Annotated in this window: 12 protein-coding genes, 1 other RNA gene and 1 pseudogene; 4 read left to right on the top strand and 10 right to left on the bottom strand. The window is 57.5% G+C overall.

What is annotated here, in order from left to right; translation table 11 throughout:
* Nucleotides 1-9 precede the first annotated feature (9 nt).
* From E4T21_RS07205 to rsmI, 5 genes are all read right to left on the bottom strand, one after another.
* Nucleotides 10-1,740: a peptidoglycan D,D-transpeptidase FtsI family protein gene (locus tag E4T21_RS07205; protein ID WP_149284355.1), complete on the bottom strand. Its 1,731-nt coding sequence runs from the start codon at nucleotides 1,738-1,740 to the stop codon at nucleotides 10-12.
* Nucleotides 1,737-2,060, bottom strand: a complete 324-nt coding sequence (gene ftsL, locus E4T21_RS07200; RefSeq protein WP_149284354.1) for a cell division protein FtsL — start codon at nucleotides 2,058-2,060, stop codon at nucleotides 1,737-1,739. Before ftsL ends, E4T21_RS07205 begins: the two co-directional genes overlap by 4 nt.
* Nucleotides 2,061-2,068: 8 nt before the next feature.
* The gene (gene rsmH, locus E4T21_RS07195) at nucleotides 2,069-3,025 is read right to left on the bottom strand and encodes a 16S rRNA (cytosine(1402)-N(4))-methyltransferase RsmH (RefSeq protein WP_187775129.1); all 957 of its coding nucleotides are present in this window, start codon (nucleotides 3,023-3,025) and stop codon (nucleotides 2,069-2,071) included.
* A 61-nt stretch (nucleotides 3,026-3,086) separates the two neighbouring features.
* An RNA gene (rnpB, locus tag E4T21_RS07190) (RNase P RNA component class A) lies at nucleotides 3,087-3,439 on the bottom strand.
* A gap of 85 nt (nucleotides 3,440-3,524) precedes the next feature.
* On the bottom strand, nucleotides 3,525-4,391 hold the full coding sequence (gene rsmI, locus E4T21_RS07185; protein ID WP_149284352.1) for a 16S rRNA (cytidine(1402)-2'-O)-methyltransferase: 867 nt from the start codon (nucleotides 4,389-4,391) through the stop codon (nucleotides 3,525-3,527).
* A gap of 47 nt (nucleotides 4,392-4,438) precedes the next feature.
* On the opposite strand from rsmI, the gene E4T21_RS07180 reads away from it, so the two are divergent.
* The 4 genes and pseudogenes from E4T21_RS07180 to E4T21_RS07165 all read left to right on the top strand — a co-directional run bounded on the left by E4T21_RS07180 (nucleotide 4,439) and on the right by E4T21_RS07165 (nucleotide 7,566).
* Complete coding sequence (locus E4T21_RS07180; protein WP_149284351.1) at nucleotides 4,439-6,196, top strand: penicillin-binding protein activator; 1,758 nt, start codon at nucleotides 4,439-4,441, stop codon at nucleotides 6,194-6,196.
* Entirely contained in the window at nucleotides 6,196-6,504 is a 309-nt protein-coding gene (locus E4T21_RS07175; RefSeq protein WP_149287089.1) for a YraN family protein, read from the top strand. Before E4T21_RS07180 ends, E4T21_RS07175 begins: the two co-directional genes overlap by 1 nt.
* Nucleotides 6,486-6,992: pseudogene (locus tag E4T21_RS07170) on the top strand (phosphoheptose isomerase); the annotation flags it as partial. The gene E4T21_RS07175 and the pseudogene E4T21_RS07170, both read left to right, overlap by 19 nt.
* Before the next feature lie 4 nt (nucleotides 6,993-6,996).
* Nucleotides 6,997-7,566, top strand: a complete 570-nt coding sequence (locus E4T21_RS07165; RefSeq protein ID WP_149284350.1) for a BON domain-containing protein — start codon at nucleotides 6,997-6,999, stop codon at nucleotides 7,564-7,566.
* 90 nt (nucleotides 7,567-7,656) lie between these two features.
* Here E4T21_RS07165 and E4T21_RS07160 read toward each other — a convergent pair whose 3' ends face one another.
* The 5 genes from E4T21_RS07160 to petA all read right to left on the bottom strand — a co-directional run bounded on the left by E4T21_RS07160 (nucleotide 7,657) and on the right by petA (nucleotide 11,769).
* Nucleotides 7,657-8,145: a ClpXP protease specificity-enhancing factor gene (locus E4T21_RS07160; protein ID WP_149284349.1), complete on the bottom strand. Its 489-nt coding sequence runs from the start codon at nucleotides 8,143-8,145 to the stop codon at nucleotides 7,657-7,659.
* Between the two features lie 199 nt (nucleotides 8,146-8,344).
* Nucleotides 8,345-8,971, bottom strand: coding sequence for a stringent starvation protein SspA (sspA, locus tag E4T21_RS07155; RefSeq protein WP_149284348.1), 627 nt, complete (start codon nucleotides 8,969-8,971; stop codon nucleotides 8,345-8,347).
* A gap of 160 nt (nucleotides 8,972-9,131) precedes the next feature.
* Nucleotides 9,132-9,845 (bottom strand): cytochrome c1, encoded by a 714-nt coding sequence (locus E4T21_RS07150; RefSeq protein WP_149287088.1) that lies wholly within the window; start codon nucleotides 9,843-9,845, stop codon nucleotides 9,132-9,134.
* 53 nt (nucleotides 9,846-9,898) lie between these two features.
* A complete protein-coding gene (locus E4T21_RS07145) occupies nucleotides 9,899-11,158 on the bottom strand; it encodes a cytochrome b (RefSeq protein ID WP_149284347.1) in 1,260 nt (419 codons plus the stop codon).
* Entirely contained in the window at nucleotides 11,158-11,769 is a 612-nt protein-coding gene (gene petA, locus E4T21_RS07140; protein WP_149284346.1) for a ubiquinol-cytochrome c reductase iron-sulfur subunit, read from the bottom strand. Before petA ends, E4T21_RS07145 begins: the two co-directional genes overlap by 1 nt.
* Between the last annotated feature and the right edge of the window lie 6 nt (nucleotides 11,770-11,775).

The following is an 11,775-nucleotide window of genomic DNA, read 5'->3' as shown; positions in this document are numbered from 1 at the left end:
TCAGCTTCCTTATTTCTTGCTGTCCTGCTCGGCCATCTCGTCCAGACGGTCCGGCGGCACATCGAGAATACGCAGGGCGTTACCGGCAATCCGAGCAAACACCGGGGCGGCAATGGCGCCCCCGTAATAGGCACCAGCCTTGGGATTATCGATCATCACGACGGTGATGATACGTGGATCAGATACCGGTGTAATGCCGACAAACAAGGAACGATAAGAACTCTTCTGGTAACCGCTGGCCCCTGTCTTGCGCGCTGTACCACTCTTGCCTGCCACACTATAACCCGGCACTACGGCACGACGAATGCCCTGCGGAGAGACGACTTCATCCATCATGCGCAGCATGTCATCGGCCACGTCGCTGCGAATCACTTGCTCACCTTCTGATGGCGAGCTCAGGCGCAGCAGCGAAGGGGGCAGCTTCTTGCCATGGTTGGCAATGGCGGTATAAGCACTGGCCAATTGCAACGGAGAAACCGACAGGCCATAGCCATAGGACAGAGCAGCCCATTGGCTACTCGACCATACCCTTGGTGACGGAACATTCCCTGTGGCTTCGCCAGGAAAGCCGGTGCCTGGCGCCTGGCCAAGGCCGAGCGCGCGATACTTGTCGGGAACCACAGGCTCATCAAGCTGCAAGGTCAGCTTGGACATGCCGATATTGGAGGACTTGCGCAGAATACCAGCAAGGGTCAACTTGCCATTGTTGGACACATCTCGAATGGTGTAGCGATCGATTCGCATCCATCCCGGCGAGGTGTCCACCACGGTATCCAGCGGGAATTTGCCTGTTTCCAGCAATGCCGACATGGCCAGCGGTTTCATGACCGAGCCTGGCTCGAACACATCTACAATGGCCTGGTTACGCAACCCTCGCGGATCAAGACCCGCACGATTGTTGGGGTTATAGGATGGCTGGTTGACCATGGCCAGCACTTCGCCTGTACGGGCATCCAGCATCACCAGGGAAGCACCGTCGGCATCGTTTTCGTCCATCGCCACCTTGAGTTCGCGATAGGCCATGTACTGAAGGCGCTGATCAATCGACAGCGTCAAGTCGCCTCCGGGTTGTGCCTCCTGCAGGACTTCCAAGTCTCGCACCAGACGTCCACGACGGTCCTTGAGCACCCTGCGTTTGCCGGGCTCGCCGGAAAGATAGGAATTGTAGGCCAGTTCAAGGCCTTCCTGGCCAGCATCATCGACATTGGTTACCCCAAGCAGCTGAGCGGTCACTTCACCCGTCGGGTAATAGCGCTTGTACTCTTCGCGTGCATATACTCCTGGCATGCGCAGATCCACAACCGGCTGGGCTTCCGCTGGAGTCAGGCGTCGACTGAGATACATGAACTCCTTGTCGCCGTAGTTAGCAATTCGCTCATTGAGTGAGTCCAGGTCAGTACCCAGCGCCCTGGCCAACATCAGGCGCTGAATATCATCCTCTGGCAACTGCTGGGGATTGGCCCATAACGTCATGACAGGCGTAGAGATCGCCAGCGGTTCACCATTGCGATCGGTGATCATGCCTCGGTGCGCGGGGATCGGATCGGTGCGCAGTGTCCGCGCATCCCCCTGCCCCTGAAGGAAAGTACGATTGATGACATGCAAATCCACAATACGACCCGCAAGCAAGCCCAGGCCAATCAGTATCAGCGACATCATCACCACGTAGCGAGCACGCCCCATGGGGGCCATGGGAGGGGGCCTACGGGTGGACACCCCACGTGACTGCCCGGTACTCATGGAGCGATCACCTCAATATTGTGAATATCAGGCAGGTGCATCTCAAGACGCTCCACCGCCATGCTCTCGATACGAGACGGCGTTGACCAGGCACTTTCTTCCAGCAGCAGTTGTCCCCATTCAGTCTGTAACTGCTGCTGCTCGCGCTCCAGGCTTTGCAGGCGGGCATACTGCATTCGGGTCTGATGGCTAACACTGATCACGGCCAGGGCCGATACCAGACAGGCGCCCAGCAGTGCCAGCACCAGAATGAGCCGGGGTGTGAAGGTTTGCCTGAGCGGCCAACCGAAAGCATTGATATCCAGTCGTCCTTGAGCCATGGGTTTCCTCAATAACGCTTGCGGGCGATACGCATCACGGCACTGCGGGCCCGAGGATTGGCGTCGACTTCTTCCTTGCTGGCCTTCTGTGCCTTGCCCAGGGATTCCAGACGCCTCTGTATCTGGTCATCTCGCAATGGTACCCCCTTGGGGAGCTGAGTATCGCCGCGCACATGGTCACGAATGAAGCGCTTGACGCGACGATCTTCCAACGAGTGAAAACTGATCACTACCAGATGCCCTCCGGGCGCCAGCGCTTCCAGGGCCTCTTCAAGGGCCATATCCAGTTGATCCAGCTCACCATTGATCTCGATACGAATCGCCTGGAATACCCTTGTGGCCGGATGCTTGCCCTTTTCCCATGCGGGATGTGCAGCCTTGATCACTTCGGCCAGGTCGGCTGTCCGTGTAAAAGGGCGCTCCTTGCGCCGCTCGATGATGGCCCGGGCCAAGCGGCGAGCATAGCGCTCTTCGCCATAGCGCTTGAACACCCCTGCCATTTCCGCTTCACCGACACGCGCCAACCACCCGGCCGCACTCTCCCCTCTACTGGGGTCCATGCGCATATCCAGCGGACCATCACGCAAGAAGCTGAATCCCCGTTCAGCGTCATCGAGCTGAGGAGACGATACGCCGACATCCAGTAATATCCCGGAAATCTGGCCGTGCAAGCCCTTTTCCCGAGCCACATCGCCCAGGCGGGCAAACTCGGAATGAATGATGGAGAAGCGGGGGTCCACGATATTCGCGGCTTCAGCAATGGCTTGCGGGTCTCGGTCCAGAGCCAGTAGACGCCCTTCCGGGGCCAAGCGAGACAGGATGGCGCGGGAGTGACCGCCACGACCGAAGGTGCCATCCAGATAGATTCCCTTGGGGTCATGAATCAGCGCCTCTACGGCGCCGTCGAGCAGAACGCTGACATGAGCGAAGCCGCGCACAGAAGGTTCAGAAGTGGGTGACGGCATGTATATCTCGTTCGACGGGCTGAAAAGAGCAACTAACGAAGGGCGCATCATATTGAAATTAGGGGGGAGTTGGCCGATAAGCCGGGTTCTGTCGTGGACAGCCATTCCTCTAGAGGCAGCGTCGCCACTACCTTCAAGCAACCTACCCGAACCCAGCGCGGGCCACGCCAACGGGTTCCTATTTGGTCTTGCTCCGAGTGGGGTTTACCGTGCCACGCACTGTTACCAGGCGCGCGGTGCGCTCTTACCGCACCCTTTCACCCTTACCGGCCTCCCAAAGGAGACTTAGGCGGTCTACTCTCTGCTGCACTTTCCGTCGGCTCACGCCGCCCAGGCGTTACCTGGCACTCTGCCCTATGGAGCCCGGACTTTCCTCCCCCGCATCTAAGCGGCGGCGACTGTCTGGCCAACTCCCGCGGCAAGCATACCAGCGGCCTGCAAACCCCTCAATCCCCGTCCACCGAGAACGAGGCTTATTTTCAGTTACCTTATCCTATATTCAGGTCCCATCTTTCAGACTCTGGGCCCTGGCATACCAAGACTTTTTCGTCCCACCAAGCACTCGAGTGGCCACCGCTGCTGTCTGCTTCACTCCCACTCCCTCTGCAAGCAGTGCCTTGAGCAAAGTCTCGGCATCGACATCACCACCCTCTGCTGCTGCACCATGCTCCGGCTTTGGTGCACCTGCGACCATGACAACAAACTCACCGCGAGCCTGGTCCGGGTCGTCTTCCATCAACTGCAACAATGTCCTGGCATCGCCATCGAGAAAGGTTTCAAACGTCTTGGTCAGCTCACGACCAAGCACAATTCGACGCCCACCCAGTAGCACAGCAATATCACCGAGTACATCACGAATACGGTGCGGTGACTCATAAAACACCAGCGTCTCGGTAGCCTTTACCAATGCCTCCAGACGCACACGACGAGCGCTCCCCTTGGCAGGAAGGAACCCATGAAACGAAAAGTGATCCGTCGGCAAGCCCGCTGCACTCAAGGCAGTGACCAATGCACAGGGCCCCGGCACCGGCACGATGCGAAAACCTGCAGCACGCAACTCTCTGACCAGGACATATCCCGGATCACTGATCAGCGGCGTTCCTGCATCACTGATCAAGGCCACATCGGCACCACCGGCCAACACATCCTTGAGCTGAGAGACTCTCCCCCCCTCATTATGGTCGTGTAGCGACACCATTTTGGGTGATATTCCCAGGTGACGCATCAAGCGAGCACTATGCCGAGTATCCTCTGCAGCCACCATGGCCACACGTCCCAGCACTGCCGCCGCCCTGGGACTTAGGTCATCCAAGTTCCCAATCGGTGTGGCGACCACGTACAATGAACCGGCTAAAGCGTCTGACATCTCGGGCTCCCTGGGGTGAATTCCGCATCGAGGACAAGGAAGGATTCATGATGATTTCGACTCGCGGCCCTCTGGCCGCCACGCTGCTTGCGCTGACACTGGCGGGGTGTAGCGCACCTGGCGTGATCCAAAGGACCTTCGACGAAGATCCTGACCAGCTACTGACCCAGGCTGCCCAGCAACAGCCAGCCCAGGCGGCGCAGACTCGTCTGCAAGCGGCCGACATCCTAGCACGATCCGAGCGCCGCCCCGAGGCTCTGGAAGTCGCTAAACAGATTGATGACAGCCAGCTTAAAGGTGACAACCTGCGCCAATGGGCACTGCTGCTGTCAGAGCTAGGCGACAGCGAGGGGGACCCTCAAGCGGTGCTTCGCGCTACCAGCGCGACAAAGCTCGTCCAGTTCTCCGACGATCAGCTCAACCTCCTGCTGCTACGTCAGGGGCTTGCATTTGGCCAGCTTGGCCAAGCTCAGAAATCTACCCGCATTCTTCTGCAGGTACAGACAACCTCTGGCCGCGAGGACATCAACGACGCCATCTGGGCCCAGTTATCGACCCTCAGCGAACGTCAAGCCAACGCCCTGGCCCAGCCGGACAACGCCATTGTGACAGGCTGGCTGTCACTGGCAGCCCTCGTACGCAACAGCAATGGAAATATCGACCAGTTGTTTACCCAACTGGATGACTGGCGAGTGGCCAACACGGACCACCCAGCCAACCGCCGCATGCCGAAACAGATCACGGCAATGCGCGACCTGCGGGGCAAGCAGGTTACCAAGATTGCGGTCATGCTACCCGAAAGCGGACCTCTTGCCGGCGTTGCCGACGCTATCGAAGAAGGCATCCGTGCCCGGCAGAAAGTCAGCGGCAACAGTGGTGCCAAGCTGGCATTCCTCGACACATCCAGCGCCAGTCTCGACCAGCTTTATCAGACAGCCAAAGGCGGTGGCGCCCAAGTCGTGATCGGGCCTCTGGACAAGAAGGACGTCTCCCAACTGGAGAGCCGTTCCAGCGTCCCGCTGCCCACCCTGGCATTGAACTATGGAGAAGGCACCTCAAACACGACCGTGGGGCTCTTTGAATATGGCCTCTCTGCGGAAGACGAAGCCCGACAGGCTGCTCGCCGCGGCTGGCAAGACGGACACCGCAAAGCATCTGTGCTTGTTCCCAACAATGACTGGGGCCAGCGAGTTGGCGAAGCCTTCTGGAATGAATGGAAAGCACTGGGGGGCGAAGTTGCCTCGGCGGTACGCTACTCTCCATCTGCTCCTGCGACCGACAGCACACGCCGCGCAGTAAGCGAGCCTCGCCCGGACATGCTCTTCTTGCTGGCACTTCCTGACTATGCCCGCCAAGTGCGTCCAACACTGCAGTATTACAATGCTCTCAAGCTGCCAGTCTACGCCACGTCCCATCTGTATGAAGGGCGGCCTCAGCCAAATCTGGACAGGGACCTGGATGGCGTCCAGTTCCTCGACATACCATGGCAGATCCCTGATGCCGCGGTGGGTGGTGCCGAGGCCTTGCCCTTCTATGCCAGCTACCAGCAGCTGCGCTCTGAAGACAACCCGGGCACATTCCGGCTCAAAGCCATGGGGGTAGATGCCTACGAGTTGGCTCGACGCCTGCCCCAGTACGAGGCCATACCACAGACACGCATGCAAGGAGCAACCGGCATGCTTGGTGGCAACGGCGATGGCCGCATCTATCGCGAGCTGCCCTGGGCAGTATTCGTCAATGGCGTACCTGCGCCCATCCTGGCCGGCGGCGATACTGACGACACTGCCAGCAGCGAGCAACGCTGATGCCGGATACCAGGCCACAGTCAGCCAGAGCAAGGGGTGCATGTATCGAGCATGCCGCATGCCTCTGGCTCAGCCAGCAAGGCTTGCGCCTGGTAGCCAGCAATCAAGCCACCAAAGGTGGCGAGCTCGACCTGATCATGCGCCACGGCGACACATTGGTCTTTGTCGAGGTTCGCCACCGCTCCAGCAATCGCTTCGGGACGCCTGCAGAAACGGTCACGCCCACCAAACAGCGCCGCCTGATCAAGGCGGCGCGAATTTTTCATCGATACCAACGGCGAAGTGCTTCGATGTGGCTAGTCAAATGATGGTTCAATGCCTGGTCACTGACGGCAAGATTCTTGCCTGTGGCAACGGCGGCAGTGCCGGCGACAGCCAACACTTTTCCTCGGAGCTGCTCAACCGCTTCGAGCGAGAGCGCCCTAGCCTCCCGGCATTAGCCCTGACTACCGACACATCAACCTTGACCTCTATCGCCAACGATTACAGTTATAACGATGTGTTCTCCAAGCAGATCAGGGCACTGGGCCAACCTGGCGACGTGCTGCTGGCGATATCCACCAGCGGCAACTCGGCCAATGTCATCCAGGCCATTCAAGCTGCCCATGACCGTGACATGACAGTCGTCGCCTTGACCGGGCGCGACGGTGGTGACATGGCGTCATTGCTTGGCCAGGACGATTGTGAAATCCGCGTCCCGGCCACCTCTACCGCACGCATTCAGGAAGTGCATCTGCTGGTGATTCACTGTCTCTGCGACTTGATCGACGAACAACTCTTTGGTGCAAGCGAGTAACCCCATGACCCAACGCTCTCTTATCGTCTCCCTAACCCTGGCCCTCATGCTGACCGGCTGCTCCACCATCACTTCAGTGACCAACCCCGGCCCGATCGAGGACAACTATGGCGAGCGCACCTGGGGTGCCCAGGTCGATGATGAAAGCATCGAAACCAAGGCAGAACACAACCTGAAAGCAACCGACGCCCGCTTCGGAGATGCCCGTGTCAACGTGGACTCCTACAATGGCGTTGTTCTGCTGACCGGCCAAGTGCCTAGCGAAGAACTCAAGCAGAGTGCGGAGCAGATCGTTTCCCAGATCCGCAACGTCCGCCGGATACACAACGAGCTGAGCGTGGCAGCCAACCTGCCCACCAGCCAGCGTCTCAGTGATTCCTGGATCGATACCAAGGTTCGCACCACCCTGGCGACCAGCGGCACCTCCGCCAAGGACATCAAGGTTGTCACTGAAAATGCCACTGTCTATCTGATGGGCCTGGTCACCCATGCCCAAGCCGACCAAGTGGTCAATACAGCAGCCAGTGCTGGTGGCATGGAACGCATCGTCAAGGTATTCGATTACCTCGACTAGCCTTTTCCATTCCAGTCATGCAAAAACGGCAGGCCTGAGGCCTGCCGTTTTTGCATTGTCCAACGATCACGCAAATCAGCAATCACACCATCACTTGATGACACGCAGAGATGGGCGCCCTTTACGCGGCGGCTTCGTTTGCTGACCGGTATCATCATCACTGCGCGCTTCGGCACGCTCTTCCTGCCCTTGAGACTCCGCAGCAGCATCAGCACTATCAACACTCTCCAGTGCTGGCGCCTGATCTTCTTCCGCCTCTTCAGGCAATACCGGCTCATGGCCGAAAACCATGCCTACACCATTTTCTCGTGCATACAGCGCGATCAAGGCAGGCACAGGTACGAACAGTTGCTCGGACTTGCCATTGAAACGAGCGGAAAAACGAATCCACTCATTATCCATATGCAAGTCACGCACAGCACTTGGCCCAAGGTTGAGCACAATCTGATCATTCTGCACAAACTGGCGCGGCACCTCGACGCCAGACTGAGTAGCATCAACAACGATATACGGGGTCAGATCGTTATCCAGCAGCCACTCATAGAGCGCCCTGGCCAGATAGGGACGACTTGATTTCATGAATTGGCCCTCTTGGATGGCTCTTTCAAAACGGGCTGATGGCTTTCCTTGCAACACGCTAACGGTTTTCTGCACATCACGCTAACGGCTTTCTTCATGGACACGCCAAGGCTGCCTTCAGAATAAGCCTTTGCTCTCATGACAGGCGATACAACCTCAGCTGGACCGACCTCACCGAAGGTCGGTCACAGAAGGTCGGTCAAGCACGCATCTCGCGCTCGTTCTCCGACAAGGATGCCTTGAAGCCTTCACGATCGAACAGGCGCTCCATGTAATCCAGCAACGGACGCACCTGTTTTTCCGGCAGCTCAATGCCAAGAGCCGGCAAACGCCAGAGCACCGGAGCCAGGCAGCAATCGACCAGAGTGAACTCTTCACTCATGAAGAATGGCATGTCCTCGAAGATCGGCGAAATGCCAATCAGACTCTCGCGCAGCTCCTTGCGTGCCTTGTCAGCTTCCTTCTTGCTGCCAGAAAGGATGCGCTCCACCATCGGGCACCATTCACGCTCGATGCGGTGCATCCACAGACGACTCTGGGCACGGGCAACCGGATAAACAGGCAGCAGCGGCGGGTGCGGGAAACGCTCGTCCAGGTACTCCATCATCACCTTGGACTCATACAGCACCAACTCACGATCGAGCAGCGTAGGCACACTGTTGTAGGGGTTCAGATCAGCCAACTCCTCGGGATGCTTCTCTTCCGTCACTTCGACGATATCAACCGCGACCCCCTTCTCGGCCAGCACAATCCGCACACGATGACTGTAATGATCGTCACCGCCGGAATAGAAGATCATCGACGACCGCTTGGCCACTACACCCATGAAACAATCCTCGCATCAGTTCAAGCCGGGATAATAACACGACAGCACCGACTTGGGGCTCACGACTCCTTCGAGAGCGACAAATCGGAAAAATATGATACCCAGATAACGCAAAAGGTGCATGGCCAAGGCCATGCACCTTGATCAAAAAAGCTGCATCCTAATGCACATCACGCCAATATTCACGCTTGAGCAGCCAGGTGATCACAATGAACACCAACAGGAAGATCAGCACCTTTGGCCCTAGCGAACGGGCCTGCAAGCGTGACGGCTCACCCACATAAACCAGGAAGTTGGTGAGATCGAACATCGCAGCCTCGAAGTCCTGCGTGGACATGCTACCGGGCGAAACCACGCTCAAGGTACTGCACTCCCTACCTTGCGCATGCTCCCTTTCCTCTTCGGGACAAGTCAGCTCCTGAACTCCTTGCAACTCCTCCAGCACATTGGGCATGCCTACTGCCGGGAAGACCACGTTATTGACGCCAAAGGGACGCTCGGGATCACGATAGAAACCCAGCAAATAAGAATAGATCCAGTCGGCTCCTCGCAAACGAGCCTCCAGCGTCAGGTCAGGAGGTGCAACACCGAACCAGACCTCCGCGTCCTCTTCCCGCATCGCTCGGTGCATCTGGTCATTGAATCTCAATTGAGACGAGAACATCAGGTTATCCACCATCATGCCCTCAGGAATACCCAGATCCTCGGAGGCTCGGGAAAACCTCTGATACTCAAGGGAATGACAACCCATGCAGTAATTGACGAACAACTTCATGCCTCGCTGCAACGATGCCTCATCACCCAGGTCCGGCGCCATACTATGGGTAGCGCCTCCACCTGCGGCGATGGCAGATGGCACCATGGCGAATGACATGAGAGAACACGCAAGGGACAGGGCGATGGTCAGAATGAGTCGTTGTGTATTCATCAGCCAGCCACCCTTTCCGGAACAGGCTTGGTCTTCTCCAACCTGGTGTAGAACGGCATCAGAATGAAGAAGGCGAAATAAACCAAGGTACACACCTGGGAAATCACTGTGCGCATTGCCGTTGGCGGCAAAACACCAAGCACCCCAAGCGTGATGAAACTGATGACAAACAGCGCCAACATGACTCGAGAGAACCAGCCCTTGTAGCGCATCGAACGCACAGGCGACCGATCAAGCCAAGGAAGCACAAACAACACAGCAATGGCAGCCCCCATTGCCAACACGCCGAGGAACTTGGCATCGAGACCAAAGATGCTAAAAGTGACACCACGCAAGATGGCGTAGAAAGGCGTGAAATACCAAACAGGAGCAATATGATCCGGCGTCTTCAACTGGTTGGCCGGCTCGAAGTTGGGCGTTTCCAGGAAATAGCCGCCACCCTCAGGGAAATAGAAGATCACCACACAGAACACAAAGAGAAAAACCGCCACCCCAAACAGGTCCTTGACCGTGTAATAGGGATGAAAGGGAATCCCGTCCAGTGGATTGCCCGCTTCATCACGCTTTTTCTTGATATCAATGCCATCCGGGTTGTTGGAGCCAACTTCGTGCAAGGCAATGATATGCAGCACGACCAGTGCCAGAATCACGATAGGCAACGCGACAACATGCAAGGCAAAAAAGCGGTTCAGGGTAATCCCGGAGATCAGGTAATCCCCCCGAATCCACTGAGACAGATCCGGACCAATCCCTGGAATCGCTGAAAACAGCGAAATGATGACCTGAGCCCCCCAATAGGACATCTGCCCCCAAGGCAACAGATACCCCATAAAAGCCTCTGCCATCAGGGCTAGATAGATGGCCATGCCAAAGATCCACACCAACTCTCGCGGGGCCCTGTACGACCCATAGAGCAGCCCACGAAACATGTGCAGATAGACCACGATGAAGAAAGCCGAAGCGCCCGTGGAATGCATATAGCGGATCAACCATCCCCATTCCACATCGCGCATGATGTATTCGACAGAGTCGAAGGCCCCTTCGGCACTGGGGTTGAAGCTCATGGTCAGCCAGATACCGGTAATGATCTGATTGACCAGCACCAGTAACGCTAGAGAACCAAAGAAATACCAGAAGTTGAAATTTTTCGGCGCGTAGTATTCCGTCAGGTGGTCGCGCAGCATTTGGGTTGCCGGGAATCGGTCGTCTATCCAGCGCATCATACCGCGCTCAGCTTTCGCTCTACGCTGATTAGCCATCAGGCTCCCTCCCCGTCTTCACCGATCACAATCACCGAGTCACCTTCGAAGTGATATGGTGGCACTTCGAGATTGATTGGCGCCGGCACATTACGGTACACCCGGCCAGCCAGGTCGAAGCGCGATCCATGACAAGGACAGAAGAACCCTCCAGGCCAGTTGCTGACCCCGACATCGCTGGCATTGGGTTCAGGCTTGAATAGCGGCGAACATCCCAGGTGAGTACATAGGCCAACAAGCACTCCTATCTCGGGGCGAATGGCGCGCATCGGCCCAGAGGCATAATCAGGCTGCTGTGGCTCAACAGACTCGGGGTCTGCAAGAATATCTCCACCCAGATCCTCGGTGCGCTCAATCATCTCCGCAGTACGACTCAGTACCCATACCGGCTTCCCGCGCCACTCCACCACGATGCGCTGCCCGGGTTCGAGTTTGGAAATGTCCGCCCTGACTGGCGCCCCCGCCGCAAGCGCCCTTGCACTCGGCTGCCAGGACGACAGAAAAGGTACCGCTACGCCAACGGCACCCACGGCCCCGACAACCGTCGTCGCACTTACCAGGAACCGACGTCGAGCCCTGTTGACTCCCTGGTTCACGTCATGCTCAGCCATGCCCTG

Source organism: Halomonas binhaiensis, assembly GCF_008329985.2.
Classification (GTDB): Bacteria; Pseudomonadota; Gammaproteobacteria; order Pseudomonadales; family Halomonadaceae; genus Halomonas; species Halomonas binhaiensis.
This window is presented reverse-complemented; position numbering and strand designations above follow the sequence as displayed.

Coding starts and splice junctions, on each gene's coding strand:
- E4T21_RS07205 (WP_149284355.1), bottom strand. CDS start 1,740: ATGAGTACCGGGCAGTCACGTGGGGTGTCCACCCGTAGGCCCCCTCCC.
- ftsL (WP_149284354.1), bottom strand. CDS start 2,060: ATGGCTCAAGGACGACTGGATATCAATGCTTTCGGTTGGCCGCTCAGG.
- rsmH (WP_187775129.1), bottom strand. CDS start 3,025: ATGCCGTCACCCACTTCTGAACCTTCTGTGCGCGGCTTCGCTCATGTC.
- rsmI (WP_149284352.1), bottom strand. CDS start 4,391: ATGTCAGACGCTTTAGCCGGTTCATTGTACGTGGTCGCCACACCGATT.
- E4T21_RS07180 (WP_149284351.1), top strand. CDS start 4,439: ATGATGATTTCGACTCGCGGCCCTCTGGCCGCCACGCTGCTTGCGCTG.
- E4T21_RS07175 (WP_149287089.1), top strand. CDS start 6,196: ATGCCGGATACCAGGCCACAGTCAGCCAGAGCAAGGGGTGCATGTATC.
- E4T21_RS07165 (WP_149284350.1), top strand. CDS start 6,997: ATGACCCAACGCTCTCTTATCGTCTCCCTAACCCTGGCCCTCATGCTG.
- E4T21_RS07160 (WP_149284349.1), bottom strand. CDS start 8,145: ATGAAATCAAGTCGTCCCTATCTGGCCAGGGCGCTCTATGAGTGGCTG.
- sspA (WP_149284348.1), bottom strand. CDS start 8,971: ATGGGTGTAGTGGCCAAGCGGTCGTCGATGATCTTCTATTCCGGCGGT.
- E4T21_RS07150 (WP_149287088.1), bottom strand. CDS start 9,845: ATGTCATTCGCCATGGTGCCATCTGCCATCGCCGCAGGTGGAGGCGCT.
- E4T21_RS07145 (WP_149284347.1), bottom strand. CDS start 11,158: ATGGCTAATCAGCGTAGAGCGAAAGCTGAGCGCGGTATGATGCGCTGG.
- petA (WP_149284346.1), bottom strand. CDS start 11,769: ATGGCTGAGCATGACGTGAACCAGGGAGTCAACAGGGCTCGACGTCGG.